Here is a 25,093-nt window from a genome sequence, read left to right as displayed (position 1 = left end):
GTGGTCACACGCAGCGGCGAAGGGCGAAAACCCCGGCGCCCGGCATGGAGGATGTCATGCCCGAGATGTATTTCGACGTGCGCTGGCCCGATCATACGACCCAGCGCTGCTATTCCCCCTCCACGGTCATCGAAGATTTCCTCACGGCCGGTGAGACATACGAACTGGCCGACTTTCTTGAACGCAGCCGGACGGCGCTCGGAATCGCCGGAGAGCGGGTGCGCGAGAAATTCGGCTTCTCCTGCACCGGCGCTTCGGGCCAGTTGGAGCAGATCGAGGAGAGGGTACGCGTCCGTGCGTTTCCCGCCGGCAGCAAGGTCACGGTGGAGGCGCTGCTGTACGCCGGCGGGAGGGCCCGGTGAGCCCGGTACCCCGGCTCGCCGGGGCCCACTACACCGTGGCCGTGATCGGCGGCGGCCAGGCGGGACTGTCGGTCAGTCACTGCCTGCGCGCACGCGGCATCGGCCACGTGGTCGTCGAGGCCAACCGGGTGGGCCACGAGTGGCGGGAACGCCGCTGGGACTCCTTCTGCCTGGTGACCCCCAACTGGCAGTGCAATCTGCCCGGCCACCCCTATTCCGGCGGCGACCCGGACGGCTTCATGGTCCGCGACGACATCGTGCGGTATCTGGAGGACTACGTCGCGGCCTTCCGGCCCCCGCTGGTGGAGGGCGTGTCGGTGACCAGGCTGCGCCGGGCGCCGAACGGAGTCTTCGACGTCACGACCGCGGCCGGGGAGTTCACCGCCGACCAGGTGGTCGTCGCGACGGGGCCCTACCACACCCCGAGGATCCCGCGGACGGCCGAGCGGCTGCCCGCCGCCGTCGAGCAGTTCCACTCCTCCGGCTACCGCAACCCGGACCAGCTTCCGGACGGCGGCGTACTCGTGGTGGGCACGGGCCAGTCCGGCTGCCAGATAGCCGAGGACCTCCACCTCGCCGGCCGGCAGGTGCATCTGGCCGTGGGCGGCGCACCGCGTGTCGCCCGCTTCTACCGGGGCCGTGACTGTGTGGCCTGGCTGGACGAGATGGGCCACTACGACAAGCCGATCGACGAGTTCGACGACGCCGACGCGGTTCGGCTGCGGGTCAACCACTACGTCACCGGGCGTGACGGCGGCCGGGACATCGACCTGCGCGCCTTCGCCCGCGACGGAATGCGGTTGTACGGGCGGCTGACCGGGATCAGCGGTCCGGCACTGCAGTTCGCCGACGACCTGAAGGTGAACCTCGACCACGCCGACGCCGTCGCGGAGGGCATCAAGGACGCCATCGACGCGCACATCGAAGCGGTCGGAGTCGAGGCGCCCCGGGAGCCGCGTTATGTGCCGGTATGGGAGCCCGCCGAGCAGCCGCGGGCCCTCGATGTGACCGAGGCCGGCATCACCTCCGTCGTCTGGTCGACGGGCTTCACCCGCGACCACCGCTGGATCGAGATCCCCGCCTTCGACGGCCGCGGCTACCCGATGCACTGGCGGGGCGCCAGCAACGTGCCCGGCCTGTACTTCCTGGGCCTGCCCTGGCAGTACTCGTGGGGTTCGGGACGCTTCGAAGCGGTGGGCCGGGACGCCGAGTTCCTGGCCGGCCACATCGACGCCTCCCGGCGCCTGGCCGACGTGTGCGGCACCCTCACCGGCGCGCCCGCCGAACTCGCCTCCGCCCTCCCGATCGGCTGACGCCCATGGTCCACGACGCGCACCGGCACATCGGTGTCCTGCCCGCGTACCCCTTCTACGGCGGCCCGCCCGTCAGCCCCGACACCACGGCCCGCGCCACGGTCAGGCAGCTCATCGCCGACCTGGACGCGGAGAGCACGGAACGCGCCCTGGTGATCCCCAACTACGGCGTCCCCGACCCCGCGATCGCCTTCTCCTTCAACGAGTTGGCGATCGAGGCCGCGCAGAGCGACGACCGCATCCGCGCGGGGCTGTGGGTCTCACCGCGCTCCGAGGACGCCCACCTCACGGATCGGGCCCTGGCGCTGGCGGGCGAGTCCGGGGTGAGGGCCCTGAAGCTGAGCTTCCTGCTGGGCGGGCGTCCCACCGACCCCGACTGCCGCCCCCAGCTGGACCGGATCTTCGCCACGGCGGCCCGGCACCACCTCGTCGTCCACGTGCACACCTCCCCGGGCGCCGCCTCCGACATCGACGAGGTCGGCCACCTCGTGGACTGGTACGCCGATCACGTCCCTGTCCACCTCGTGCACTTCGGCGGCGGGATGAGCGGCCACATCAAGCTCGCCGGCTCCCGGTTCTTCGACTGGATCGGCGCCGGCAAACGCGTCTACACCGACCTCTCCTGGGCCATCGGTTTCACTCCCCGCTGGCTGGCCCGGGAGATCGAGCGCCGCGGCCTCGGCCACGACCGGGTGCTCTTCGCCAGCGACCAGCCGTGGGGCGACTTCGCGGGCGAGTACGCCCGGCTCGCCGCGGCGACCGGCGGCGGCACCCTGGGCGACCTGGTCTTCCGGGACACCTTCGCCGCGCTCTACGACTGACCGCACCACCCTTCCGGTATCCACAAGTGCGTCCAAGGAGACAGCCATGTCCGAAGCCGTCCAGCTCAGCGACGTCGAGCAGAAGTCCCTCGACGAGATCCCGCACCCCTCGCTCCCCGAAGGCTCCAGCATCTACGGCTCCACCAAGGTCTTCCCCGACTACCGGGCCGAGGACGGCGAGACCTACTTCACCCTCGTCCACGGCATCGCCCACGAGTCGTCGGTGTCCTTCGTCGCCGTCCTGCAGGCCACCCGCGCCCTGCGCAAGGGCTTCGAGACCGCCATCTACTTCTACGGCCCCGGCTCCCTCAACTGCCTGGCCACCCGCGGCTTCCCGACCACCGGGAACTCCGCCTTCCCCGGCGAGCACAACATCAACAACCAGCTCAAGACGTTCATCGCCGAGGGCGGCAAGGTCTACTGCTGCCGCTTCGGCCTGTCGCTGCACGGCGCCCGCGAGGAGGACCTCATCGAGGGCGTCATCCCCACCCACCCCCTCGACGTCCAGGACGCGCTGATCCACTACGCGCGCAAGGGCGCCATCATCAACTCCACCTACCAGCTGTAGGGAGCACGACGTGAGCGTTGGCACCGGCAGCAGCGGTACGGCGGTGAATGTGCGGATCATGACCCGCGCCGAACTCGCGCTCCGCGGGGTTGCGTTGGACACCCCCGTGCGCAGGCCCGACGGCGCGGGACCCAGCGACGACGGACACGTCCTCGTCGACGGTGCCAACGCCGCGCTCCCCCGCAATCCCGACAGCCCCTACACCGTCCGCGACGGCAGGGTATGGCTCGGCGACGAGTCCGGACGTCTCACCGACACCGGCCTCACGCTCACCGCCGTACACCGCCCGAAGTTCTACGACCTGACCACCGCCGACGGCACCCCCTACGAGCACATCGCCCGCCTCCACGGCGCGGACGTCCTCGCCACCACCGTCGTGCAGACCTGCATCCGCTACGCCGAGTCCGACCGCTGCCGCTTCTGCACCATCGAGGAGTCGCTGCGGGCCGGCGCGACGGTCGCCGCCAAGACCCCGGCGCAGCTCGCGGAGGTCGCCGAGGCCGCCGTACGGCTCGACGGCGTCCGGCAGATGGTCATGACGACCGGCACCACCACCGGCCCCGACCGGGGCGCCCGCAACCTGGTCCGCTCGGTGCGGGCCGTACTGAAGGCGGTCCCCGCACTGCCCGTTCAGGTGCAGTGCGAGCCACCCGGTGACCTCTCCTGGATCCGCGCCCTGCACGACGCCGGGGCGACCTCGATCGGCATCCATGCCGAGTCCCTCGACGACGAGGTGCGCCGGCGCTGGATGCCCGGCAAGTCGACCGTGCCGATGGCCGAGTACGAGGCCGCCTGGGACGAGGCGGTGCGGGTGTTCGGACCCAACCGGGTCTCCACCTACCTGCTCGTCGGGCTGGGCGAGGATCCTGATGAACTCGTCGCGGGGGCGGGGAAGTTGATCGAGCGGGGCGTGTACCCCTTCGTCGTCCCCTTCCGCCCGATGACCGGCACCCTCGCCGCCCGCGACGGGATCGGGGCACCGAGTGCCGAGCTGCTGCGGTACGTCACCGAGGGCGTCGCCGGGAAGCTGCGCGCCGCCGGGATGCGGGGCGGCGACCAGAGAGCCGGCTGCGCGGCCTGCGGGGCGTGCAGCGTGCTGCCCGCGGCGGGCGGGTGACGGGCATGCTGCTCGACGGATCCGCGACGGCGGCGGCGACGGACGACGTCTTCGACATCCTGGCCCTGCTCGGCGACCGCAGCACCCTCCAGCGCCAGGCCGCCTTCCGTATCGGGGAAGCGTCCTCGGAGGCCGAGCTGGCCGCCTACCGCAGGCTGCGCCGCGAAATCTTCGTCGCCGAGCAGGGGCTGTTCACCGGTGACGACCTGGACGGCCGGGACCTCGACGAGCGCACGGTCGTCCTCGTCGCCAGGACCGGTGACGGCACGGTGGTCGGCGGCGTGCGGCTCGGACCGGTGGACGACGGACCGGACCTGGGCTGGTGGGCGGGCGGCCGGCTGGTCGTCGACCGCCGGGCCCGGGGTCCGCTCGGCGTCGGCGCGGCCCTCGTCCGCGCGGCCTGCGCCCATGCGGAGACCGCGGGCGCTCTGCGGTTCGACGCCGCGGTCCAGGTTCGCAACGAGCCCCTCTTCCGGCGCCTGGGCTGGCGGTCCGTACGCCGGGTCACCGTGGCGGGCGCCCCGCATGTGCTGATGCGGTGGCCGATCGGCCGGATCGCGGCCCAGGCGGACGCCGTCAAGTCGGCCCTCGGCCCCCTCCTGGCGGGCCTGCGCGAACCGCCGGTCCACGTCCGCCCGGCGGGAGCACCGGCCGTCCTCGGCGGCGCGGGGTTCGTCGGTGACGACGGGGCGCCCGTCCCCGGCACCGACGTGATCGCCGCCTGCGACGCGATCGTGCCGTCGATGGTCGAACGGGACCCGGAGTGGGCGGGCTGGTGCGCGGTCCTGGTGAACGTCAACGACCTGGCCGCGATGGGCGCCTCACCGCTCGGTCTGCTGGACGCCGTCGGCGCGCGGGACGCGGGCCACGCCCGGCGGATCCTCGACGGACTGCGGCGGGCCGCGCACGCGTACGGCGTCCCGGTGCTCGGCGGGCACACCCAGCTCGGCGTCCCCGCCGCTCTGTCGGTCACCGCGCTGGGCCGGACCCCGCATCCGGTGCCCGGGGGTGGGGGGCGTCCGGGGCATGCCGTGCGGCTCACCGCCGACCTCGGCGGCGGCTGGCGGGCGGGATACCGGGGCCGGCAGTGGGACTCGTCCACGCACCGTCGTGCGGACGAACTGCGGGCCATGACCGGCGCGGTGGCCGCGGCCCGGCCCGCCGCCGCGAAGGATGTGTCGATGGCCGGGATCGCGGGGACGCTCGGCATGCTCGCGGAGGCGAGCGGCTGCCGGGCCGTCCTCGACGTGGCCGCCGTCCCCCGCCCGGCAGGCGCGACGACGGGCGACTGGCTGACCTGCTTCCCGGGCTTCGCGATGCTCACCGCCGACGCGCCCGACGCCCCGCCGCCCGCCGCCGGGCCCGCCACGGGCGCCGTCTGCGGCGAACTGACCACTGGAGAAGGCGTCGGGCTGCGCTGGCCCGACGGCGAGATCACCGAAGCGGTCGCCTCCGCGGTGACCGGGATGGGACCCGCATGAACACCCTGCGCATGGCCGCCGTCGCCGCCGAGTTCGGCCGCGACCTGGAGGAGGACTTCCTGACGGCAGAGCGGCTGGTCAGGGCGGCCCGGGAACAGGGCGTGCGGCTCCTGGCCCTGCCCGAGGCCTGCCTGGGCGGCTATCTGCTCAGTCTCGACGACTCCTCGGAGCTCGACGCGGGCCCGCCCGCGCTGGCCCTGGACGGCCCGGAGATCCGCCGGCTGGCGGCGCTGGCCGGGGAGACGACGGTCGTCGCCGGCTACTGCGAGGCGGGGCCGGACGGCCACCGCTACAACAGTGTCGTCTGCGTCACCGGCGACGGCGTCCTCGGCAACCACCGCAAGGTCCACCAGCCGCTGAGCGAGGACGCCTCCTACGCCTCCGGGGACCGCTTCCACGCCTTCGACACCCCGGTCGGCCGGATCGGCATGATGATCTGCTACGACAAGGCGTTCCCGGAGTCCGCGCGGGCGCTGGCCCTCGACGGGGCGCAGATCGGGGTGTGCGTGTCGGCCTGGCCCGGCGCCCGCACCAACGCCTCCGCCGACCTCGAACGGGACCGCTGGAAGCGGCGCTTCGACCTGTTCGACCGGGCGCGTGCGCTGGAGAACCAGATCGTGTGGCTGTCGGCCAACCAGGCGGGCACCTTCGGGTCGCTACGCTTCGTCGGCAGCGCCAAGGTCGTCGACCCGGGCGGCGAGATCCTCGCCGACACGGGGGTGGCGGCCGGTACGGCCGTCGCCGAACTGGACGTCGTGCGGGCCCTGGAGACCGCCCGGCGCTCCATGGGTCATCTGCGCGACCGGCGGCCGGACACCTACACACCCGCAGGAGCAGTCACCGCATGAGCACGATCCGGATCGCGGCCGCGGCCGCCCACTTCGGCCGCGACCTGGACTTCGATCTGGCCCGCATCGCCAAACTCGTCGACGACGCCCGCACCTCGGGCGCCCGCCTGCTGGTCCTGCCCGACGCCGCCCTCGGCGGCTACCTCGCCGATCTCCGCCACCCCGACCCCGAGGCCCTGCCGCCCGCCCTCAAGCCCGACGACCCGCTGATCCTCCAGGTCGCCCGCCTGGCCGCCGAGATGGTGGTCTGCCTCGGCTACTGCGAGGACGCGGGCGACGAGCGCTACAACGCCGCCGTCTGTGTCAGCGGCGACGGTGTCCTGGGCCGTCACCGCAAGGTCCACCTCCCCGCCGGCGAGACGGCCGCCTACTCCCCCGGCGACCGCTTCGACGCCTTCGACACCCCGGTCGGCCGGATCGGGATGCTCATCGACTACGACAAGACGTTCCCCGAGTCGGCGCGCTCGCTGGCCCTGGACGGCGCGGAGATCCTGGCCTGCCTGTCCGCCTGGCCCACGTCCATCACCAACCGCGCCCCGCGCATGGCCCAGGACCGCCAGGCCAGGCTCTTCGACCTGTACGACCAGGCCCGCGCCGCGGAGAACCAGGTCGTCCTCGCCTCCTCCAACCAGACCGGTGCCATGGGCGGCATGCGCTTCCTCGGCCAGGCCAAGGTCGTCGGTCCCGGCGGCGACATCCTGGCCCGCACCTGGTCCAAGGCCGGCCTGGCCGTCGCCGAGGTCGACATCGCCACCGAACTGGACCGGGCGCGCCGGGTCCTGCGCCACCTCGACGAGCGCCGGCCCGAGGCCTACCGGGAGGACCGCACGTGAAGATCGCCCTGCTCAGCTACTCCACCAAGCCCCGCGGCGGCGTCGTCCACACCCTCGCCCTCGCCGAGGCGCTGGCCGCGCTGGGCGAGGACGTCACCGTGTGGACGCTGGGCCGCGGCGGCGACGGGGGCTTCTTCCGGCCGGTGGACGCCCGCGTGCAGCTGCGGATCGTGCCGTTCCCGGACGGCCCCGGCGGGGAGCCGGTGGGCGAGCGGATCCTGCGCTCCATCGGGGTCCTGCGCGCGGCCTTCGACCCCGCGCCGTACGACGTCGTCCACGCCCAGGACTGCATCAGTGCCAACGCGGTGGACGGCCGCTGCGTCCGCACGGTCCACCACGTCGACCACTTCACCACCCCCGAACTGGCCGCGTGCCACGAGCGGGCCGTCGTCGAGCCGCACGCGCACATCTGCGTCTCCCGGTCGGTCGCCGACGAACTCGCCGTGGGCTGGAGCCTGAAGCCGGCCGTCATCCCCAACGGCGTGGCCTACGACCGCTTCGCGACCACCGACCCGGCCGCTCGGGAGAGCTGGCGCGCGCGACTGGGCCGCTATGTGCTGACCGTCGGAGGCATCGAACCCCGCAAGGGCTCCCTGGACCTGCTGGAGGCGTACGCGCTGCTGCGCTCCGCACACCCCGGCCTCCGGCTGGTGATCGCCGGTGGCGAGACGCTCTTCGACTACCGGGACTACCGGGCCCGTTGGGAGCAACGGGCGGCCGAACTCGGCATCCGCCCCGTGGTACTGGGGCAGGTCGCCGAGGAGGAGCTGCCCTCGCTGGTCGCCGCCGCCGGTGCCTTCGCCTTCCCGTCCGTGAAGGAGGGCTTCGGACTCGCCGCGATGGAGGCCCTGGCCGCGAGCGTCCCGCTGGTGGTACGGGAACTGCCGGTCCTGCGTGAGGTGTTCGGGTCCGCGGCCCGTTTCGCGGCCACTCCGCAGGACCTCGCCGCCGAGCTCGGCTCCGCGCTCACCACCGACGATCCGTTCCGGCGAGCCGCGGGACACGCCCTCGCCGCCCGGCACACCTGGGCCGAGGCCGCGCGCCGTCACCTGGACTTCTACGGCACACTGCCGGCCGGCTGAGCCTGCTCGACACCGGCCGCTTCCCTCCCGCGTGAGCGCGGGGCCCGGCTCCGGGACCCGGGCTCCCACGACACACAGCTGACAAGAAGCTGTCACACGCGGACCGGAATGCGGGTTCGTCCGCCCCCGTTCTGACGGGTACGGCTGTTGCAGAGCCTCGCCCGACGAAAGAGGACGGACGCATGACGACTGAGGCCACCACCGCGGATCTCCAGGTCTTCACCGAGAGCTGGCAGGACTGGCACCGTGCCCAGGAGGCCCGGATCTCCGCGCCGCACGGGTTCCTGGCCATCACCGGGCTGCACTGGCTCGACGACCGCCCGCAGCGCTTCCCGGACGCTCCCGGCGCCTGGCACACCGGCCCCGACGGGGTGGTCGTCACCCTCGACGACCGGGAGGAACTGGTCGTCGACGGGACGCCGGTGCGCGGCGAGCACCGCTTCGGTGTGCTTCCCGAGCGCGGCGGCGCCGAAGCGGTCTGGGGCGACGCCGTCATCGAGGTGGCCAGGCGCGGCGGGAACGACATCGTGCGCCCCCGGCATCCGGACGCCCCGCTGCGCACCGCCTTCACCGGAACCCCCGCCTACGCCCCCGACCCGCGCTGGGCCGTGCGGGGCCGGTACGTCCCCTTCGACGAGCCGCGGCCGACCACGGTGGGCGCCGCGGTGGAGGGCCTCGAGCACGTCTACGACGCCCCGGGCCGGATCGAGTTCGAGCTGGCGGGGCGGCAGCTGTCCCTGACCGCGTTCCCCGGACACGGCCCGGGTGGACTGATGGTGCTGTTCACCGACGCGACCTCGGGGGTCACCACCTACGCCGCGAACCGGTCGCTGGCCGTCGGACCGCCCGCCGCCGACGGCACGGTGCTCCTGGACTTCAACCGCGCCGCGAACCTGCCGTGCGCCTACACGGACCTCGCCACCTGCCCGCTGCCGCCCGCCGGGAACCGGCTGCCGGTGGCGGTGGAGGCCGGGCAGAAGATCCCCCGCGAGCGCGGTGGGTCCTGACCCGGACGGCAGGGCCCGGCGACGGGCCTGGTGCGGCCGGCTCCGGCTGCGCTCGGGCGGGGGCGGTCGGCCCGCCCGAGCGGGGCGCCAGGGGTTTCCGGGCCGGGGCCGGTCAGCTGTCGTAGTCGACCGTCAGCGACTCGGAGACCGGGTAGGACTGGCAGGTCAGGACGTAGCCGGCGGCCACCTCGGCGGGTTCCAGGGCGTAGTTGCGGCGCATGTCGGCCTCGCCGTCCGTGATGCGGGCGCGGCAGGTTCCGCAGACGCCCCCCTTGCAGGCGAAGGGGAGGTCCGGGCGGAGGCGGGCGGCGGAGTCGAGGATGGTGCGCTCGCGCGGGAGGCGCGCGGTGGTGGAGCGGCCGTCCAGGGTGACGGTGACCTCGCTGGCCGGGCCGGTCGCCACCGCGTCCTCGTGGCGGACGGGCTCGATCGGCTCGTCGGCGAAGAAGAGCTCCTGGTGGATCCGGCCGGCGGGGACGCCCAGTCCGGCGAGCACCTTCTGGGCGTCGACGACCATGCCGTGCGGGCCGCACAGCCACCAGTGGCCGGTGGTCTCGATGTCGACCAGGCCGTCGACGAGCGCGCCGAGGCGGTCGCCGTCGAGGCGGCCGGAGAGGAGTTCGGCCTCCCGGGGTTCGCGGGAGAGGACGTGGGCGAGGTGGAAGCGGGTGCGGTACTCGTCCTTCAGGTCGGCGAGTTCGTCGGCGAACATCACGGTGTCGGTGCGGCGGTTGCCGTAGAACAGCGTCACCGTCGAGCGGTCGTCGGCGGCGAGGACCGATGCGGCGATGGACATCATCGGGGTGATGCCGGAGCCGGCCGCGATGAGCACGTGGTGGCCGGGGACGGTCAGGTCGGGGGTGAAGGCTCCGGTGGGGGCCATCACCTCGACGGTGTCGCCCGGGCGCACCTCGTGCACCAGCCACGAGGAGAAGAGTCCGCCGGGCACCTCGCGGACGCCGATGCGGGGCGCGGTGCCGGCCGGCGAGCAGATCGAGTAGGAGCGCCGCTCGTCGCGTCCGTCGACGTCGCGGCGGAGGGTGAGGGACTGGCCGGGGCCGAAGGCGAACTCCGCCGCGAGGGCGGCGGGGATGTCGAAGGTGACCGCCACGGCGTCCTCGCACAGGGGCTGGACGGCGGCGACGCGCAGGGGGTGGAAGGCAGGGCGGCGCCGGCGTGCTGTCGTCGCGGGGGCACCGGCGGTCGGTGCCGTCAGCTCTGCCATCAGATCTCCTTGACGTACTCGAACGGCTCCCGGCAGCTGAGGCAGCGCCACAGCGCCTTGCAGGAGGTGGCCGCGAACCGGGAGGTCTCCTCGGTGGCGGCCGATCCGCAGCGGGGACACGGAACCGTGCGCCGGGTCGGCGCCAGGTCCAGCGGGACGGGACCCGCGGGCCGCCGGGGCGCGGTGCCCGGCGGTGCGATGCCGTGGTCGGCGAGTTTGCGGCGCCCTTCGGGGGTGATCCAGTCACTGGTCCACGGCGGGTCGAGGACCGTGCGGATCTCCACGCGGCCGAAGCCGGCGTCCCGCAGGCGGGCGGCGACCCCGGCGCGCATCTCGGCCATGGCGGGGCAGCCCGAGTAGGTCGGGGTGAGGTCGGCGACCACCGTGCCGTCCGGCTCGACGGTGACGTCCCGCAGCACGCCGAGGTCGGCGAGGGTGAGCATGGGGAGTTCCGGGTCGGGGACCTGTTCGGCGATGTGCCGGGCCCGCCGGGCGTCGGTCAGGACGGTCACCACGTCGCCTCCGGGTGGGCGCGGGCCACGCTCTGCAGCTCGGCGAGGAGCGGGGCGAGGTGGTCGGTGTGCTCGCCTTCGCGGCCCTGGCCGGGCAGTGGCGGGACGCTCGGCATGGGGAGTCCGGCCGCGTCGAGGGCCTGGTGGAGGTCGGCCAGCACCGCGTCGCGCACGTCGTGGGCGGCGAACAGCTCCGCCCAGTACGGGGCCTGCGCCTCCAGGGCGGTCAGCATCCGGGCATGGGACTCCTCCGTGCCGTCGCCGAGGCGTACCACCCACTCGGCGGCGTACTGCCGGTGGTAGGTGAGCTCCTTGACGCCCTTGGCCGCGATCGCCGCGAGCACCGGGTCGGGTGCGGCGGACAGTTCGGTGAAGTGGGCGAGCCGCCAGCTGGCGAAGACCAGGAGGCGCAGGACGGAGAAGGCGAAGTCGCCGTTGGGGAGTTCGGCGAGGCGTACGTTGCGGAACTCGGCGGCGTCCCGGAAGTAGGCGTAGGCGTCCTCCGTGCGGCCGGTGCCGTCGGTCTGGCCGGCCCGGGAGTAGAGCAGCCGGGCCTGGCCCAGCAGGTCGAGCCCGATGTTGGCCAGCGCCACCTCCTCCTCCAGCTCGGGGGCGCGGGTGACCCATTCGGCGAGCCGCTGGGCCAGGACCAGGGCGTCGTCGCCGAGCGCCAGGCAGGCGGCGGCCAGTGCGGCGGCGTCGACGCCCTCGGGTACGGCGGTGTCGACGCCGTGCAGCGGGTCCTCGAAGCCGGTGCCGAACGCCCAGCGCGCGTCGCCGTCGTCGTGGCCCTCGGCCAGGCTCAGGTAGACGTGGTCGTCGTCGCTCATCGCCGGCTCCTAGATGTGCGGGACATCGTCGGGGATGTCGTAGAAGGTCGGGTGCCGGTAGACCTTGTCGGCGCTGGGGTCGAAGAAAGGGTCCTTCTCGTCCCGGGTGGAGGCGGCGATGTGCTCGGAGCGCACGGCCCAGATGCTGACGCCTTCGTTGCGGCGGGTGTACAGGTCGCGGGCGTGGGTGAGGGCCATCTGGTCGTCCGCGGCGTGCAGTGAGCCGACGTGGACGTGGTTGAGGCCGCGCTTGCCGCGGATGAAGATCTCGTACAGGGGCCAGTTCCCGGTGTCGCTCATGCCACTGCCTCCTCGCGGGCGCGGGCGGCCTGCTTGGCGGCGTGGGCACCGGCGGCCGCACGCACCCAGGCACCCTCCTCGTGGGCGGCCCGGCGGCGCTCCATGCGCTCCGCGTTGCACGGGCCGTTGCCGCTGATGACGTCCTTCAGCTCGGAGAAGTCGGGGGTACCGAAGTCGTGGTGGCCGCGCTCCTCGTTCCAGCGCAGTTCGGGGTCGGGCAGGGTCACGCCGAGCTTGGCCGCCTGCGGCACGGTCATGTCGACGAAGCGCCGGCGCAGTTCGTCGTTGCTGTGCCGCTTGATCTTCCAGGCCATGGACTGGGCGGAGTTGGGCGAGTCGTCGTCGGGCGGGCCGAACATCATCAGGGACGGCCACCACCAGCGGTCCACGGCGTCCTGCACCATCTCCCGCTGGGCGTCGGTGCCGCGCATCATGGTCATCAGCAGTTCGTAGCCCTGCCGCTGGTGGAAGGACTCCTCCTTGCAGATCCGCACCATCGCGCGGGCGTAGGGGCCGTACGAGCTGCGGCACAGCGGCACCTGGTTGCAGATGGCCGCGCCGTCCACGAACCAGCCGATGACGCCGACGTCCGCGTAGCTGAGCGTCGGGTAGTTGAAGATCGACGAGTACTTCTGGCGGCCTTCGAGGAGGCGCTCGGTGAGCTCCGCGCGGTCGATGCCAAGGGTCTCGGCGGCCGAGTACAGGTACAGGCCGTGGCCGGCCTCGTCCTGGACCTTCGCGAACAGGATCGCCTTGCGGCGCAGCGAGGGCGCCCTGGTGATCCACTCGCCCTCCGGCTGCATGCCGATGATCTCCGAGTGCGCGTGCTGGGCGATCTGCCGGATCAGCGTCCTGCGGTAGCCCTCCGGCATCCAGTCGCGCGGCTCGATCCGCTGGTCCCGCGAGATCGTCGCCTCGAAACGGGACTCCAGATCGTGCTCGGCGTCCCTCCCGGCCGCTTCAGTCATCTCCACCAACTCCCAACCGACCATTCGTTCGGTTCATCATAAGGTGCGCCCTCCCCGGTCTGGCAAGGGGCTACGCCGATCAGTGCGGCGAGCGGTACGGCTGTCACGGGCCCGCAGGAGGTGCCGCGGCCCGGCGTCACCATGTGTAGAAGCCCTGTCCCGTCTTCTGTCCGAGTTCGCCGCGGGCCACCTTGTCGCGCAGCAGCTGCGGCGGGGCGAACCGGTCGCCGAGGGTCGCGTGCAGGTACTCGGCGATGGCGAGCCGTACGTCGAGCCCGACGAGGTCGGTCAGGCGCAGCGGGCCCATGGGGTGCTTGTAGCCGAGCCGCATGGCGTCGTCGATGGCCTCGGGCGCGGCGACGCCCTCCTCGGCCATCCGGATCGCCTCCAGCCCGAGGGCCAGCCCGAGCCGGCTGCTGGCGAAGCCGGGCGAGTCGGTGACGACCACGTCCTGCTTGCCCAGTGCCCTGGTCCACTCCAGGGCGGCCGCCACGGTGCCCGGGGCGGTCTCGGGTGCGACGACGATCTCGACGAGCGCGGAGGCGGGCACCGGGTTGAAGAAGTGCATGCCGAGGAAGCGGTCCGGGCGCCGCAGGACCGCGGCGAGGTCGGCCACCGACAGGGAGCTGGTGTTGGTGGCCAGGACGGTGGTGTCGCCCACGGCCTCCTCGGCGGCCTTCAGGACGCGGGCCTTGAGCGCCGCGTCCTCGGGCACGGCCTCCACGACCAGCTCGGCCTCCGCCGGCAGCGCCGCCACCGTGGGTACGACGGTCACCCGGCCGGCGACCCGCTCCGCGTCCTCGGTCAGGTGACCGCGCTCCGCGGCCCGCCGCAGGCTGCCACCGATCCGTTCCAGCGCCGCCGCGGCGGCCTGCGCCCCGCTCTCCACCACGGTGACGGCCGAGCCGGCGGTGGCGAAGGACTGGGCGATCCCGGCGCCCATCCGGCCACCGCCGATCACCGCGACGGTCTCGGGTGCCGATGCCGAGGTCATGCGCGGCTCCTCTTCTCCAGGAAACGTGTCATGCGGTCCTTCTTGTCCTGCCCCTCGAAGAGCACGGCCTGTGCCAGGTCGTCGGCGACCGGGTGGGCGCCGGGCGAGTCGACGACGAGCTTCGTCAGGCGCAGGGCGGTGGCCGAGGAGCGGGCCATCCGGTCGAGCAGGGCGTGTGCCGCCGTCAGCAGTTCCTCGGCGGGGACGACGTCGATGACCAGGCCCGCGGCGAGCGCGGCCGGTGCGTCGAGGGTGCGGCCGGCGAGCAGGATCTGCTTGGCGACCGACTCCCCGACCAGTTCGGGCAGCCGCCAGCAGGCGCCGGCCGCCGCGAGGATGCCGAGGCCGGGCTCGGGATTGCCGAAGACGGCACCGGGGCCGGCGATCCGCAGGTCGCAGGCGTAGGCCAGCTCGGCCCCACCACCCAGGGCCCAGCCCTCGACGGCGGCCAGCGTGGGCATGGGCAGCCGGCGGACTCTCTCGAAGAGGCGGCTGTTGATGCCCTGCAGCGCCTCGTCACGGCCCCGCTCCAGGAGTTCGGCGATGTCGGCGCCGCCCGCGAAGACCCCGCCGTGGCCGGTCAGGAGCAGCAGTCTGGGGTCCCGCTCCAGCCGCTCGCAGACCTGGTGGAGTTCGCTGATCATCCGGCCGCTGATGGCGTTGCGGGCCGCGGGCCGGTGGAGGGTGACGACGACCCGGTCGGCGCGCTCCTCGACGAGGAGGGTGTCGTACGACGGTGAAGACGGTGAAGTGGTCACACCCGCTCCACAAGGAGTGCGACGCCCTGACCGACTCCCACGCAGAGCGTGGCCAGGCCGCGGCGGCCGTTCTCGCGTTCGAGACGGCCGAGCAGGGTGAGCAGGATGCGGGCGCCGGAGCAGCCGAGCGGATGGCCGAGGGCGATGGCGCCGCCGTCGGCGTTGACCTTGTCCTCGTCGAGCTTGAGGCGGCGGATCACGGCCAGGGCCTGGGCGGCGAACGCCTCGTTGAGCTCCACGGCGTCCAGGTCGCCGGGCTGCCAGCCGGCGCGGGCGAGGGCCTTGCCGGTGGCGGGGACCGGGCCGAGACCCATGAGGTTCGGCTGGACGCCCGCGGAGGCCGAGGCGACGATCCGGGCGCGCGGGGTCAGGCCGTACCGCTCGACCGCCTCGGCGCTCGCGACCACCAGGGCGGCCGCGCCGTCGGACAGCGGTGAGGAGGAGCCCGCCGTGACGATGCCGTCCGCGCGGAAGACGGTACGCAGGGAGCCCAGCTTCTCCAGGGTGGTGGAGGGGCGGGGGCCCTCGTCCCGGCTGACCTCGCCGTCGCGCACCGGTACGGGCACGATCTCGCGGTCGAAGCGGCCCGCCTCCTGGGCGGCCACGGCCCGCTGGTGGCTGCGCAGGGCGAAGGCGTCGGAGTCGGCGCGGGTGATGCCGTCCAGGGCGGCGACCTCCTCCGCGGTCTCGCCCATGGACAGGGTGACCTTGACCGCCTCGGGCCCGGCGTCCGCGGGCACGTCCCGGTCGGCGGCGGTGAAGCGCGGGTTGGTGAAGCGCCAGCCGAGGGCGGTGTCGTGCACCTGCCCGGGCTTGGCCCACGGGGTGCCGGGCTTCTCCATCACCCAGGGCGCCCGGGTCATGGACTCCACTCCCCCGGCGACCACGAGGTCCGCCTCGCCGGCGCGGATCGTCTGGGCGGCCGAGGCGACGGCCGTGAGACCCGAGGCGCACAGGCGGTTGACGGTGTAGCCGGGCACGGTGTGCGGCAGTCCGGCGAGCAGGACCGCCATCCGGGCCACGTCCCGGTTGTCCTCGCCCGCCTGGTTGGCGGCTCCCAGGACGACCTCGTCCACGGCTTCGCCGGGGACGCCGGAGCGCCGGACGGCCTCGCCGACGACGAGGCCGGCGAGGTCGTCGGGCCGTACGGCGGCGAGGGCGCCGCCGTAGCGGCCCTGCGGGGTGCGGGCCCCGTCGATCAGGTAGACGTCGGGCATCGGGCGGTCTCCTCGGCTTCGGGGTGGACGGGTCGCCGCGGCTTCGGGACGGCACAGCGGCCGGTGGCGAAGAGGGCGTCGGACAGGGCGGCGCGGGGCGCTTCGGCGGCCTGCGGTCCGCCTCTTGACATGCAGGTGTGTTGCTGGATTACCTTGACCGAACCGCACGCTAACCGAATGTTCGGTCGGTTCACAAGGTGGTGGAAATGACGACCCAGGTACCCGGGACGACACCTGGCCCCGTCGAGACGATGTTCGCCGCGGACGAGGCGTCCAGGCGGCTCGGGATCGAGTTGCTGGAGCACGGCGAGGGGACGGCCGTGCTGCGGATGACCGTGACCGCCTCGCAGGTCAACGGACACCGGATCGCCCACGGCGGACACGTGTTCCTGCTGGCCGACACGGCGTTCGCCTGTGCCTGCAACAGCCACGGACCGGTGACGGTCGCCGCCGGCGCCGACATCGACTTCGTCGCGCCCGCGTACGAGGGCGACGTACTGGTCGCCACCGCGCGGGAGCGGGTCCGGTTCGGCCGCAGCGGTGTCTACGACGTGAGTGTCGTGCGCGGCGACGAGGTGATCGCGGAGTTCCGCGGCCGCAGTCGCACCCTCCGCACGCAGAATGAGGAGCCGCAATGAGCAGCGAAGTGATCGCGCCCGAACCCAGGGGCACCCGCCGGGGAGAGCCGCTCCCCGAGGCCCTCCTCGACGAGGCCGAGCGGATGTCCCGCGCGGAGGTCGAGGCACTCCAGCTCACCAGGCTGCGCACGACGCTGCGGCACGCGTACGACAACGTGGAGCTGTACCGCAAGAAGTTCGACGCGGCCGGCGTGGGCCCGGACGACTGCCACACGCTCGCGGACCTCGCCCGCTTCCCCTTCACGACCAAGGCGGACCTGCGGGACACCTACCCCTTCGGCATGTTCGCGGTGCCGATGTCCGAGGTGCGGCGCGTGCACGCCTCCAGCGGCACCACCGGCCGGCCCACCGTGGTCGGCTACACCGACAACGACCTGTCCATGTGGGCGGACGTCGTCGCCCGCTCCATCCGGGCCGCCGGCGGCCGCCCGGGGCACAAGGTCCATGTCTCCTACGGCTACGGCCTGTTCACCGGCGGCCTGGGCGCCCACTACGGCGCCGAGCGGGCCGGCTGCACGGTGATCCCCGCCTCCGGCGGCATGACGGCACGTCAGGTGCAGATCATCCAGGACTTCCGGCCCGAGATCATCATGGTCACGCCGTCCTACATGCTGACCCTGCTGGACGAGTTCGAGCGCCAGGGCATCGACCCGCGCTCCACCTCCCTGAAGGTCGGCATCTTCGGCGCGGAGCCGTGGACGGAGGAGATGCGCCGCGAGATCGAGGAGCGCCTGGACATCCACGCGGTCGACATCTACGGGCTGTCCGAGGTCATCGGCCCCGGGGTGGCGCAGGAGTGCGTGGAGACCAAGGACGGGCTGCACGTCTGGGAGGACCACTTCTACCCGGAGGTCGTGGATCCGCTGACCGACGAGGTGCTGGCGGAGGGCGAGAGCGGCGAACTGGTCTTCACCTCGCTCACGAAGGAGGCGCTGCCCATCATCCGCTACCGCACCAGGGACCTGACCCGGCTGCTGCCCGGCACGGCGCGTCCCGGGTTCCGCCGGATCGAGAAGATCACCGGCCGGTCCGACGACATGATCATCCTTCGGGGGGTCAACGTCTTCCCCAGCCAGGTGGAGGAGATCGTGCTGCGGACGCCGGGGGTGGCCCCGCACTTCCAGATCCAGATCAGCCGGCGGGGCCGGATGGACCACATGACCGTCCAGGTCGAGGCGCGGCCCGACGCCGGCCTCGACGACCGTGCGGCCGCCACGAGGACGATCGCCCAGGGCATCAAGGACGGCGTCGGCGTCACCGTGGAGGTCGCCGTCGTCGAACCGGAGACGCTGGAGCGCTCGCTCGGCAAGCTGCGCCGGGTGAAGGACCTGCGCAGGGACTAATGCGTTGGCGGGCGGGCGGCCGGAGTGCCTACCTTCCTGCCCATGCCCGAACTCCAGCTGCTCCGCGCGGACCACGCCGCGGCCCTGCTCGCCTTCGAGTCGGAGAACCGCGCCTATTTCGCGGCGGCGATCCCCGACCGCGGCGACGACTACTTCGCCCGGTTCGACGAGGTGCACCGGGCGCGGCTGGCCGAGCAGGAGACCGGGACCTGCTACTTCCATGTGCTGGTCGATCCGGCGGGCGAGGTGCTGGGGCGGGTCAACCTGGTGGACGTCGCGGACGGCGGCGCCGACCTGGGGTACCGGATCGCGGAGCGGGCCACCGGGCGGGGGCTCGCCACCTGGGGCGTGCGCGAGGTGTGCCGACGCGCCGTCGACACCTACGGGCTGACGACCCTGCGGGCCGCCGCCGACCTCCGCAACGCGGCGTCCCGGGCCGTCCTCGCCCGGACGGGGTTCACCGTGAACGGTCAGACGCGGCTCTCCCGTGGTCCGGGGCTGACGTATGTGCTGCGTCTGCAGCCCTAGCCGCTCCGCTGGAATACCGTCACGCGCAGTCATTCGTCCGCGGCACCGTCGTGGCTGGTCGCGCAGTTCCTCCCCCAGCCTTCGGCCGGGGGCACCCCCAGCGCCTTTGAAGGGGCGCGGCCACAGCGCTCGTGGGCGCCGCGGCCGCTCCGGTGGCGCGGTCAGCCGTTGACCGGCCTGCCGCGGCCCCAGGCCCAGGCGAGGCGGTCGGCGCCGGACTGGTTGGTGGTGGCCAGCCAGGGGCGGGACGCGTCGCCGACGAGCTTCTGGATCGAGTACGTGTCGTCGGTGCGCAGGCCCGGCCAGTACACCGAGCCCATGCCGAGCTTGCGGAAGGTGTCGGTGTCGGCCTGGATGAAGTTGACGGAGTTGTCGTCGGGCGCGGGCTTGTCGTAGTCGAGGCCTGTGGTCATGGGGGCGCCGAACTCGTCGGCGACCGTGCGGCTCGCGCAGTCGCCGAGCCGGTCCTTCAGGTCGGCCACCCACTGGTCGTAGGTCGCGTAGCTCTTCCAGAAGCCGTAGTGGTGCAGGGACAGGTAGGTGCCCTTCAGGCGCGGGTCGGCGCAGACGGTGGTGACGTGGTCGTTGTAGCCGGCGCCGCTGACGAAGACGCGGTCGTGCGGGACGGACGGGTAGGTCGCCAGCCACTTCGCCGCGAGGTCGGCCCACTCGGTGTCGGTGTAGCCGTGCGGCTCGTTCATCGGCTCGAAGTAGACGTGCGGGTCGTGCCGGTAGGCCTTGACGACCGTGTTCCACATGGGCCAGTAGGTGGCCTCGTCGTCGATGAAGCCGTCCTTGTTGGCGCCGGTGCCCTCCCAGTAGGAGACGATCACCTTGAAGCCCTGGGCCGAGGCCGCGTCGATGACCCCGCGGTACGACTTCCAGTAGGAGCCGTTCACCGTGTACGGGTTGATGGGCAGCCGTACGGTGTTGGCCCCGAGGTTGGCGCGGAAGGCCGCGATCACCCGGGTCGCCTTGGCGTAGGTCTGGGCGTAGCTGTCGGAGAGCGACAGGCCGGAGAGGACCACGGGGTCGTCGGCGTAGTTGTCGCGCGGGTCGGCCCAGTTGACGCCCTTGAACTGGCTGGTGCCGTGGCCCGGTGCGGCGGCGGAGGCGGTGGCCGGGCTGCCGACGAGGGTGGTGGCGCCGACCGCGGCGATCGCGACCGCCGCGAGGGCGGCACGGGTGCGGGGGGCGATCCGGGTGCTGGCGGGGGTCTTGCGCATCAACGTGCCCTTTCGGAAGACGGCGGCTCGACGCGGGGGCCCACGGGCCCGACCGCGTGTTTACGTAAACATCGACGCGGCACGTTCACGTGAACATCTCCTCGGTGACGCTGCCCGCGGGATCTCCGCCGGGGCTGGTCACGGGGCGATGTTTACGTAAACTCGAAAGCGTCGGAATCGTGGCACCCGCTCCTGCGGCCGTCAAGATTCCCGGTCCCGACTTCCCGTGCATGAAGGAGATTTGAGGGGTGGGGCGATGGGCCTGAACGAACCGGGGCAGCCGGTCGTACCCGCCGCGGGCGGTGCGCGGCGAGGTGGTTCCGAGGTGCCGGGCGGGCGCCGCAAGCAGCGTGTCTCCATGGCGGACGTCGCCGAACTCGCCGGTGTCTCCTCGCAGACGGTCTCACGGGTCTCCAACGGGCATCCCGGAGTGGTCAGTTCCACCCGGGAGCAGGTGCTCGCCGCGATGCGGGAGCTCGGCTACCGGCCCAACAGCGCGGCCCGCGCCCTGCGTTACGGCCGCTTCAACACCATCGGCGTGATCCTGTTCAGCCTCTCCTCCACGGGCAGCAGCCGCACCGTCGAGGCGATCGCCACGCATGCGGCGGCCGAGGGCTACGCGATCACGCTCATCCCCATCGACGTGGCCACGCAGGACAACGTGCTGGGCGCCTTCACGCGGATGGGTGAGCTGGCAGTGGACGCCGTCATCGTCATCATGGAGATCCACCTGCTGGATACCGCCACCGTGCAACTGCCGCCCGGCGTCCATGTGGTGGTCGTGGACTCCGACGCCGGGGACCGCTACGGCGTGGTCGACACGGACCAGGCCGACGGCGCGCGCGGGGCCGTACGGCACCTGCTGGACCTGGGCCACCGCACGGTGTGGCACGTGGCAGGTCCCGCGTCCTCGTACGCGGCCCAGCGCCGTGCGCAGGCCTGGCGGACGGTGCTGGCGGAGGCGGGGTGCCCGGTCCCCACGCCCCTGCGCGGTGACTGGTCGGCCGAGTCCGGTTACGCGGCGGGGCTCGCGCTCGCCGAGGAGCCGGCCTGTACGGCGGTGTTCGCGGCCAACGACCAGATGGCCCTGGGCCTGCTGCGCGCCTTCCACGAACGGGGCCGGTCCGTGCCCGCGGAGATCAGCGTGGTCGGTTTCGACGACACCCCGGACGCGGCCTTCTTCATCCCGCCCCTCACCACCGTCCACCAGGACTTCGCCGAGGTGGGCCGCCGCTGCGTGGCGGGTGTCCTGCGTCAGATCCGCACCGGCGACGACTCCCGACCCGGCACCGACCTGGTCCCGGCCCGTCTGGTGGTCAGGGAGAGCACCGCCCCGCCGCGCACGACGTGACGGCGGTGAGGGCGTCGCGCAGGGCCGGGCCGGCCGGCGGGGGTGCGTCCCAGCGGGCGGCGATGTGGCCGTCGGGGCGGACGAGCAGCGCACCGCCGTACGGGCTCAGGCCGTACCGGTCGGCGTGGTCACCGGGCAGCGCCTCGACGCGCAACGGCCAGGGTCCGGTGGCGTGTTGCCGCCAGCGGCCGGGGTCCGGGGTGAGCACGGTGAACCACTCGCCGAGCGCGTCGAGTGTGGAGCGGTCCGGGGTGAGCCAGTGGTGGGGCAGGCGGTGGCCCGGCCGCGCGGAGGGCACGTACTCGGTGCCGGGGACCTCACGACGGGCATCGCCATCACCATCGCCATCGCCGTCGCCGAGGACGGCGGCGGAGTCGTACGCGGTGCCGAGCACCAGGCCCAGCTGTGCGAAGTACCTGTCCGACCAGGGGAGTTCGACCGGTGCCGAGGAGCCGCTGCGCAACTGCTCCTTGCGCAGGTTCTGCACCTGGAGCAGGAGGTGGGTGTTGGCGACCGCCTGGCGGAGGGTCTCGCGGGCCACCGGCAGGCGCTCGGTCTCGTAGGTGTCCAGCAGGGCGGGTTCGGCCCAGCCCTGCAGCACGCCGGCCAGTTTCCAGGCCAGGTTGTGCGCGTCCGCGACGCCGGCGTTCATGCCGAGGCCGCCGATCGGCGGGACCGCGTGCGCGGCGTCGCCGGCCAGCAGGACCCGGCCGCGCCGCAGGCTCTCGGCGACGTACGCGGTCATCGACCAGTGCTGGACCCGCACCACGTCGGCACGGACGTCGGCGCCGCCGCCCAGGGCGTGCGAGACGCGGCCGGACCAGTCGGACTGCCCGTTGCCGTCGGGCGTGGGGCCGAACCAGGCCCAGCCGCCCTCCGGGTAGAGCGGCGTGAAGGTGCCGAACGCGGTGAAGTACACCCCGGCGGGCTGGCGGGCGCACCAGGGGGCCAGGTCGGCGTCGAACACGACGGTGGTGTAGTCGCCGAGTGCTCCGGGACCGGTGGCCGCGATGCCCAGCCGCCGGCGGACGGTGGAGTTCGCGCCGTCCGCGGCGACCATGTACCGGGCCCGGACGCGGGTCCGCGCCCCGCCTACGCCGTCGGCGAGCACGGCGACGACACCTTCCGGGTCCTCCTCCAGGGCGACCAGTTCGGTGCCGAACCGCACCTCTCCCCCGGCGGCGGCGAGCAGGGTGGGCTCCAGCCGGTCCTGCGAGGTGACCACCCCGACGACCGGACTCTCGGCGACCGCCGCGCGCACCCCGACCATCGCGGCGCCGGCGAAGTCGGGCGCGCACAGGGTGTCACGGAAGCGCACCCGGCCGTACTCGGGTGCGAACGCGTCCGCCGTGATCCTGCCGGCGACCCCGAGCCGGCGGAAGATCTCCATGGACCGCACGTTGACCAGGCGGGACCGCGGAAACGGGGACAGTTCCCGGTGCTTCTCGACCAGCAGGGAGGGCACCCCCCAGCGCCCCAGCAGCGCCCGCGCGGTGAGCCCGACCGGCCCTCCGCCGACGATCAGCACCGGCACCGCTGCGTCCGCTCCAGGCATGGCTCCATCATCGGGCCCCGGCGGCCGGCCGCCGACACCGACCGCGGGCATGCACCCGAACGAGTGCCCGCCCACGCCGAGTGGCGGGGGCAGGGCCTCGTACCCTGTCCGATGTGTCTGCCGTCCGTCTGCATCGTGTCGCCGTCCTCGTGCTGGAGGGGGCGAAACCCCTGGACGTCGGTATCCCGGCGCAGGTGTTCACGACCCGGGCGAGCATGCCGTACGAGGTACGGGTGTGCGGTGCGGCGCCCGGTCTGGTCACCGGCGGCGACGGGCTGTCGTACCACGTCGCCGACGGACTCGACGCGCTGGAGTGGGCGGAGATCGTGTTCGTGCCCGGGTACCGGTTCCCGGACCGGGAGGACCCGTCGCCGGCCGTCGTCGACGCGCTGCTCGGCGCGCACCGGCGGGGCGCGCGGCTGGCCGCGATCTCGACGGGGGCCTTCGCGCTCGCCGCGACCGGACTGCTCGACGGCAGGCGCGCCACCACGCACTGGCACTACACGCGGGCCCTCGCCGAGAGGCATCCGCTGGTCAGGGTGGACGAGAACGTGCTCTTCGTCGACGAGGGCAGCGTGCTGACGTCGGCCGGCGCGGCCTCGGGGATCGACCTGTGCCTGCACATCCTGCGCGGCGACCTCGGGGTGGCCGCCTCCAACCACGCGGCCCGGCGGCTGGTGGCGGCCCCCTACCGCAGCGGCGGTCAGGCGCAGTACGTGCCGCGCAGCGTGCCCGAGCCGCTGGGTGAGCGGTTCGCCGCGACCCGCGAGTGGGCGCTGCACCGGCTCGGCGAGCCGCTGGGGCTCGACGTGCTGGCCCGGCACGCGGGGGTGTCGGCGCGGACGTTCTCGCGGCGGTTCGTGGCGGACACCGGGTACACGCCGATGCAGTGGGTGATGCGCGCCCGGATCGACCTGGCCCGGGAGCTCCTCGAACGGTCGGAGCGGAGCGTCGAGCAGATCGCGGCCGACGTCGGCCTCGGCACCGGGGCGAACCTGCGGCTGCACTTCCAGCGGATCCTCGGCACGACGCCGAGCGACTACCGGCGCACCTTCACCAAGGGCGAGTAGGGCCGCCCGGGTGACGCCCTGGCGGGATCCTTTCGAACCATGGCGTTCTCGCCGCTGTCCCGGCCGCGGGCGGGCCGCGAACCTGGTGGCGTAGCGAAGGGACACCACTTATGACTCGTATCGCCGTCAACGGATTCGGCCGCATCGGACGCAATGTGCTGCGCGCCCTGCTGGAGCGGGACAGCGGCCTGGAGATCGTCGCCGTCAATGACCTCACGGAGCCGGCCGCCCTCGCGCGGCTGCTCGCCTTCGACTCCACGGCCGGCCGCCTCGGGCGTCCGGTGAGCGTCGACGGGGACGTCCTCGTCGTCGACGGGCGCCGCATCAAGGTCCTCGCGGAGCGCGAGCCGGCGCAGCTGCCGTGGGCCGACCTCGGCGTGGACCTCGTGCTGGAGTCGACCGGCCGCTTCACCTCGGCGAAGGCGGCCCGCGCCCACCTCGACGCGGGCGCCCGGAAGGTGCTGGTCAGCGCGCCGTCGGACGGTGCGGACGTGACGCTCGCGTACGGCGTGAACACCGACGCGTACGACGCGGAGGTGCACACGATCGTCTCGAACGCCTCGTGCACGACCAACGCGCTCGCGCCGCTGGCCGCCGTCCTCGACCAACTCGCGGGGATCGAGCACGGGTTCATGACCACGGTGCACGCCTACACGCAGGAGCAGAACCTCCAGGACGGCCCGCACCGCGACCCCCGGCGGGCGCGTGCCGCCGGTGTCAACATCGTGCCGACCACGACGGGCGCCGCCAAGGCGATCGGTCTGGTGCTGCCGAACCTCGACGGCAAGCTGTCGGGCGACTCGATCCGGGTGCCGGTGCCGGTGGGTTCGATCGTCGAGCTCAACACGACCGTGTCCCGTGACGTGACGCGCGACGAGGTGCTGGCCGCGTACCGGGCGGCGGCCGAGGGGCCGCTCGCGGGCGTCCTGGAGTACTCGGAGGACGCGCTGGTGTCCTCGGACATCACGGGCAACCCCGCCTCGTCGATCTTCGACTCGGCCCTGACCCGCGTCGACGGCCGCCACGTCAAGGTGGTCGCCTGGTACGACAACGAGTGGGGTTTCTCGAACCGGGTGATCGACACGCTCGAACTGCTGGCGCGCTGACGGGCGTCGACAGGTCCGGAGCGATCGGCCGCCGTACGGT

Annotated in this window: 26 protein-coding genes; 16 read left to right on the top strand and 10 right to left on the bottom strand. The window is 73.2% G+C overall.

Annotated features, from left to right (window positions below; translation table 11 throughout):
* Window positions 1-56 precede the first annotated feature (56 nt).
* The 10 genes from ACIQVL_RS37885 to ACIQVL_RS37840 all read left to right on the top strand — a co-directional run bounded on the left by ACIQVL_RS37885 (window position 57) and on the right by ACIQVL_RS37840 (window position 9,432).
* Complete coding sequence (locus tag ACIQVL_RS37885; protein WP_403425379.1) at window positions 57-362, top strand: MSMEG_0570 family nitrogen starvation response protein; 306 nt, start codon at window positions 57-59, stop codon at window positions 360-362.
* Window positions 359-1,675 carry an MSMEG_0569 family flavin-dependent oxidoreductase gene (locus ACIQVL_RS37880; protein WP_403477626.1) on the top strand — a complete coding sequence of 439 codons (1,317 nt, stop codon included), beginning with the start codon at window positions 359-361 and terminating at the stop codon, window positions 1,673-1,675. Before ACIQVL_RS37885 ends, ACIQVL_RS37880 begins: the two co-directional genes overlap by 4 nt.
* A gap of 5 nt (window positions 1,676-1,680) precedes the next feature.
* Window positions 1,681-2,496 carry an amidohydrolase family protein gene (locus tag ACIQVL_RS37875; RefSeq protein WP_403477625.1) on the top strand — a complete coding sequence of 272 codons (816 nt, stop codon included), beginning with the start codon at window positions 1,681-1,683 and terminating at the stop codon, window positions 2,494-2,496.
* A 46-nt stretch (window positions 2,497-2,542) separates the two neighbouring features.
* Window positions 2,543-3,064 carry an MSMEG_0572/Sll0783 family nitrogen starvation response protein gene (locus ACIQVL_RS37870; RefSeq protein WP_388920990.1) on the top strand — a complete coding sequence of 174 codons (522 nt, stop codon included), beginning with the start codon at window positions 2,543-2,545 and terminating at the stop codon, window positions 3,062-3,064.
* Window positions 3,065-3,074: 10 nt separating this feature from the next.
* Window positions 3,075-4,181 (top strand): MSMEG_0568 family radical SAM protein, encoded by a 1,107-nt coding sequence (locus tag ACIQVL_RS37865; protein WP_403477624.1) that lies wholly within the window; start codon window positions 3,075-3,077, stop codon window positions 4,179-4,181.
* Between the two features lie 5 nt (window positions 4,182-4,186).
* Complete coding sequence (locus tag ACIQVL_RS37860; RefSeq protein WP_403425387.1) at window positions 4,187-5,662, top strand: MSMEG_0567/sll0787 family protein; 1,476 nt, start codon at window positions 4,187-4,189, stop codon at window positions 5,660-5,662.
* A complete protein-coding gene (locus ACIQVL_RS37855; protein ID WP_403477623.1) occupies window positions 5,659-6,510 on the top strand; it encodes a carbon-nitrogen hydrolase family protein in 852 nt (283 codons plus the stop codon). The genes ACIQVL_RS37860 and ACIQVL_RS37855 overlap by 4 nt, the downstream gene beginning before the upstream one ends.
* Window positions 6,507-7,343: a carbon-nitrogen hydrolase family protein gene (locus tag ACIQVL_RS37850; RefSeq protein WP_403425391.1), complete on the top strand. Its 837-nt coding sequence runs from the start codon at window positions 6,507-6,509 to the stop codon at window positions 7,341-7,343. Before ACIQVL_RS37855 ends, ACIQVL_RS37850 begins: the two co-directional genes overlap by 4 nt.
* Entirely contained in the window at window positions 7,340-8,425 is a 1,086-nt protein-coding gene (locus tag ACIQVL_RS37845; protein ID WP_403477622.1) for an MSMEG_0565 family glycosyltransferase, read from the top strand. The genes ACIQVL_RS37850 and ACIQVL_RS37845 overlap by 4 nt, the downstream gene beginning before the upstream one ends.
* 182 nt (window positions 8,426-8,607) lie before the next feature.
* Complete coding sequence (locus tag ACIQVL_RS37840) at window positions 8,608-9,432, top strand: DUF1684 domain-containing protein (protein WP_403425395.1); 825 nt, start codon at window positions 8,608-8,610, stop codon at window positions 9,430-9,432.
* A 112-nt stretch (window positions 9,433-9,544) separates the two neighbouring features.
* Here the strand turns inward: ACIQVL_RS37840 and paaE are convergent, their stop codons facing one another.
* The 8 genes from paaE to ACIQVL_RS37800 form a co-directional block, all read right to left on the bottom strand.
* On the bottom strand, window positions 9,545-10,657 hold the full coding sequence (gene paaE / locus ACIQVL_RS37835) for a 1,2-phenylacetyl-CoA epoxidase subunit PaaE (RefSeq protein WP_403425397.1): 1,113 nt from the start codon (window positions 10,655-10,657) through the stop codon (window positions 9,545-9,547).
* Window positions 10,657-11,172, bottom strand: a complete 516-nt coding sequence (gene paaD, locus ACIQVL_RS37830) for a 1,2-phenylacetyl-CoA epoxidase subunit PaaD (RefSeq protein WP_403425399.1) — start codon at window positions 11,170-11,172, stop codon at window positions 10,657-10,659. The genes paaE and paaD overlap by 1 nt, the downstream gene beginning before the upstream one ends.
* Window positions 11,166-11,999 (bottom strand): 1,2-phenylacetyl-CoA epoxidase subunit PaaC, encoded by an 834-nt coding sequence (paaC, locus tag ACIQVL_RS37825; protein WP_403425400.1) that lies wholly within the window; start codon window positions 11,997-11,999, stop codon window positions 11,166-11,168. The genes paaD and paaC overlap by 7 nt, the downstream gene beginning before the upstream one ends.
* A 9-nt stretch (window positions 12,000-12,008) precedes the next feature.
* Window positions 12,009-12,299 (bottom strand): 1,2-phenylacetyl-CoA epoxidase subunit PaaB, encoded by a 291-nt coding sequence (gene paaB / locus ACIQVL_RS37820; RefSeq protein ID WP_093507257.1) that lies wholly within the window; start codon window positions 12,297-12,299, stop codon window positions 12,009-12,011.
* Window positions 12,296-13,267 carry a 1,2-phenylacetyl-CoA epoxidase subunit PaaA gene (gene paaA, locus ACIQVL_RS37815; RefSeq protein ID WP_403425403.1) on the bottom strand — a complete coding sequence of 324 codons (972 nt, stop codon included), beginning with the start codon at window positions 13,265-13,267 and terminating at the stop codon, window positions 12,296-12,298. The genes paaB and paaA overlap by 4 nt, the downstream gene beginning before the upstream one ends.
* A gap of 136 nt (window positions 13,268-13,403) precedes the next feature.
* The gene (locus ACIQVL_RS37810; RefSeq protein WP_403425405.1) at window positions 13,404-14,261 is read right to left on the bottom strand and encodes a 3-hydroxyacyl-CoA dehydrogenase family protein; all 858 of its coding nucleotides are present in this window, start codon (window positions 14,259-14,261) and stop codon (window positions 13,404-13,406) included.
* A complete protein-coding gene (locus tag ACIQVL_RS37805; protein ID WP_403477621.1) occupies window positions 14,258-15,019 on the bottom strand; it encodes an enoyl-CoA hydratase/isomerase family protein in 762 nt (253 codons plus the stop codon). The genes ACIQVL_RS37810 and ACIQVL_RS37805 overlap by 4 nt, the downstream gene beginning before the upstream one ends.
* Window positions 15,016-16,236, bottom strand: coding sequence for a thiolase family protein (locus tag ACIQVL_RS37800; RefSeq protein ID WP_403425409.1), 1,221 nt, complete (start codon window positions 16,234-16,236; stop codon window positions 15,016-15,018). Before ACIQVL_RS37800 ends, ACIQVL_RS37805 begins: the two co-directional genes overlap by 4 nt.
* A 206-nt stretch (window positions 16,237-16,442) precedes the next feature.
* Here ACIQVL_RS37800 and paaI point away from each other — a divergent pair, with 206 nt between their 5' ends.
* The 3 genes from paaI to ACIQVL_RS37785 are packed head-to-tail and all read left to right on the top strand — an operon-like array spanning window position 16,443 to window position 18,745.
* Window positions 16,443-16,874, top strand: a complete 432-nt coding sequence (gene paaI / locus ACIQVL_RS37795) for a hydroxyphenylacetyl-CoA thioesterase PaaI (RefSeq protein WP_217555826.1) — start codon at window positions 16,443-16,445, stop codon at window positions 16,872-16,874.
* Complete coding sequence (paaK, locus tag ACIQVL_RS37790) at window positions 16,871-18,217, top strand: phenylacetate--CoA ligase PaaK (RefSeq protein WP_403477620.1); 1,347 nt, start codon at window positions 16,871-16,873, stop codon at window positions 18,215-18,217. The genes paaI and paaK overlap by 4 nt, the downstream gene beginning before the upstream one ends.
* A gap of 42 nt (window positions 18,218-18,259) precedes the next feature.
* Window positions 18,260-18,745, top strand: a complete 486-nt coding sequence (locus ACIQVL_RS37785) for a GNAT family N-acetyltransferase (protein WP_403477619.1) — start codon at window positions 18,260-18,262, stop codon at window positions 18,743-18,745.
* A gap of 161 nt (window positions 18,746-18,906) precedes the next feature.
* On the opposite strand, the gene ACIQVL_RS37780 is transcribed toward ACIQVL_RS37785, so the two are convergent.
* Window positions 18,907-19,971: a glycoside hydrolase family 5 protein gene (locus ACIQVL_RS37780; RefSeq protein WP_403477618.1), complete on the bottom strand. Its 1,065-nt coding sequence runs from the start codon at window positions 19,969-19,971 to the stop codon at window positions 18,907-18,909.
* 256 nt (window positions 19,972-20,227) lie between these two features.
* Between ACIQVL_RS37780 and ACIQVL_RS37775 the strand changes: the two genes are divergently transcribed.
* Window positions 20,228-21,322 carry a LacI family DNA-binding transcriptional regulator gene (locus ACIQVL_RS37775; RefSeq protein WP_403477617.1) on the top strand — a complete coding sequence of 365 codons (1,095 nt, stop codon included), beginning with the start codon at window positions 20,228-20,230 and terminating at the stop codon, window positions 21,320-21,322.
* On the opposite strand, the gene ACIQVL_RS37770 is transcribed toward ACIQVL_RS37775, so the two are convergent.
* Window positions 21,288-22,877, bottom strand: coding sequence for an FAD-dependent monooxygenase (locus ACIQVL_RS37770; RefSeq protein WP_403477616.1), 1,590 nt, complete (start codon window positions 22,875-22,877; stop codon window positions 21,288-21,290). The genes ACIQVL_RS37775 and ACIQVL_RS37770 overlap by 35 nt on opposite strands.
* 113 nt (window positions 22,878-22,990) lie before the next feature.
* Here ACIQVL_RS37770 and ACIQVL_RS37765 point away from each other — a divergent pair, with 113 nt between their 5' ends.
* Window positions 22,991-23,947 (top strand): GlxA family transcriptional regulator, encoded by a 957-nt coding sequence (locus tag ACIQVL_RS37765; protein WP_403477615.1) that lies wholly within the window; start codon window positions 22,991-22,993, stop codon window positions 23,945-23,947.
* A 110-nt stretch (window positions 23,948-24,057) separates the two neighbouring features.
* Window positions 24,058-25,053: a type I glyceraldehyde-3-phosphate dehydrogenase gene (gene gap, locus ACIQVL_RS37760; RefSeq protein WP_403425423.1), complete on the top strand. Its 996-nt coding sequence runs from the start codon at window positions 24,058-24,060 to the stop codon at window positions 25,051-25,053.
* Window positions 25,054-25,093: the final 40 nt, after the last annotated feature.

The sequence above is a fragment of the Streptomyces sp. NPDC090499 genome, assembly GCF_044769305.1.
Classification (GTDB): Bacteria; Actinomycetota; Actinomycetes; order Streptomycetales; family Streptomycetaceae; genus Streptomyces.
This window is presented reverse-complemented; position numbering and strand designations above follow the sequence as displayed.

What these genes read in the sequence shown, in the direction of transcription:
- ACIQVL_RS37885 (WP_403425379.1), top strand. Translation starts at nt 57, where the DNA reads ATGCCCGAGATGTATTTCGACGTGCGCTGGCCCGATCATACGACCCAG.
- ACIQVL_RS37875 (WP_403477625.1), top strand. Translation starts at nt 1,681, where the DNA reads ATGGTCCACGACGCGCACCGGCACATCGGTGTCCTGCCCGCGTACCCC.
- ACIQVL_RS37870 (WP_388920990.1), top strand. Translation starts at nt 2,543, where the DNA reads ATGTCCGAAGCCGTCCAGCTCAGCGACGTCGAGCAGAAGTCCCTCGAC.
- ACIQVL_RS37860 (WP_403425387.1), top strand. Translation starts at nt 4,187, where the DNA reads ATGCTGCTCGACGGATCCGCGACGGCGGCGGCGACGGACGACGTCTTC.
- ACIQVL_RS37855 (WP_403477623.1), top strand. Translation starts at nt 5,659, where the DNA reads ATGAACACCCTGCGCATGGCCGCCGTCGCCGCCGAGTTCGGCCGCGAC.
- ACIQVL_RS37850 (WP_403425391.1), top strand. Translation starts at nt 6,507, where the DNA reads ATGAGCACGATCCGGATCGCGGCCGCGGCCGCCCACTTCGGCCGCGAC.
- ACIQVL_RS37840 (WP_403425395.1), top strand. Translation starts at nt 8,608, where the DNA reads ATGACGACTGAGGCCACCACCGCGGATCTCCAGGTCTTCACCGAGAGC.
- paaE (WP_403425397.1), bottom strand. Translation starts at nt 10,657, where the DNA reads ATGGCAGAGCTGACGGCACCGACCGCCGGTGCCCCCGCGACGACAGCA.
- paaC (WP_403425400.1), bottom strand. Translation starts at nt 11,999, where the DNA reads ATGAGCGACGACGACCACGTCTACCTGAGCCTGGCCGAGGGCCACGAC.
- paaB (WP_093507257.1), bottom strand. Translation starts at nt 12,299, where the DNA reads ATGAGCGACACCGGGAACTGGCCCCTGTACGAGATCTTCATCCGCGGC.
- paaA (WP_403425403.1), bottom strand. Translation starts at nt 13,267, where the DNA reads ATGACTGAAGCGGCCGGGAGGGACGCCGAGCACGATCTGGAGTCCCGT.
- ACIQVL_RS37810 (WP_403425405.1), bottom strand. Translation starts at nt 14,261, where the DNA reads ATGACCTCGGCATCGGCACCCGAGACCGTCGCGGTGATCGGCGGTGGC.
- ACIQVL_RS37800 (WP_403425409.1), bottom strand. Translation starts at nt 16,236, where the DNA reads ATGCCCGACGTCTACCTGATCGACGGGGCCCGCACCCCGCAGGGCCGC.
- paaI (WP_217555826.1), top strand. Translation starts at nt 16,443, where the DNA reads ATGACGACCCAGGTACCCGGGACGACACCTGGCCCCGTCGAGACGATG.
- paaK (WP_403477620.1), top strand. Translation starts at nt 16,871, where the DNA reads ATGAGCAGCGAAGTGATCGCGCCCGAACCCAGGGGCACCCGCCGGGGA.
- ACIQVL_RS37785 (WP_403477619.1), top strand. Translation starts at nt 18,260, where the DNA reads ATGCCCGAACTCCAGCTGCTCCGCGCGGACCACGCCGCGGCCCTGCTC.
- ACIQVL_RS37780 (WP_403477618.1), bottom strand. Translation starts at nt 19,971, where the DNA reads ATGCGCAAGACCCCCGCCAGCACCCGGATCGCCCCCCGCACCCGTGCC.
- ACIQVL_RS37775 (WP_403477617.1), top strand. Translation starts at nt 20,228, where the DNA reads ATGGGCCTGAACGAACCGGGGCAGCCGGTCGTACCCGCCGCGGGCGGT.
- ACIQVL_RS37770 (WP_403477616.1), bottom strand. Translation starts at nt 22,877, where the DNA reads ATGCCTGGAGCGGACGCAGCGGTGCCGGTGCTGATCGTCGGCGGAGGG.
- gap (WP_403425423.1), top strand. Translation starts at nt 24,058, where the DNA reads ATGACTCGTATCGCCGTCAACGGATTCGGCCGCATCGGACGCAATGTG.